This is a genomic window from Pseudoalteromonas sp. S3178 (genome assembly GCF_005886985.1).
GTDB classification, from domain to species: Bacteria; Pseudomonadota; Gammaproteobacteria; order Enterobacterales; family Alteromonadaceae; genus Pseudoalteromonas; species Pseudoalteromonas carrageenovora.
The window spans coordinates 1-264 of record NZ_PNCW01000160.1 but is presented as its reverse complement, the minus strand read 5'-3'; the positions used below and the strand labels follow the sequence as shown (position 1 = coordinate 264).

The 264-nt window shown below is 40.2% G+C and carries 1 protein-coding gene; it reads right to left on the bottom strand.

Features of this window, described 5'->3' with window-relative positions; genetic code table 11:
• A partial coding sequence (locus CWC11_RS20445) for a sensor histidine kinase (RefSeq protein ID WP_283241019.1) occupies window positions 1–264 on the bottom strand: 264 nt, incomplete at both ends.

Sequence of the window (264 nt, the reverse complement as noted above, 5' to 3'; positions counted from 1 at the left end):
GACTTTATTACTTCTCGCAACGCGACTTGATGACGCTCAATTACCACTTCTTGCTCGGAAAGGTTATTAAAATCTTGAACCGAATAAAGTAATACATCCAATTGATTTACCGCGCTTTTCACATGCTGTAAGTGTTGGATTTCTTTGTTACTCAGATATTCATCTAAATACCCATGAATGGCCTGCAACGGCGTTCTTAGCTCGTGACTAACACGTGCTAAAAATCGTGATTTTGAGTGTAGTGCATCGTCGGCAAGCTTTCTT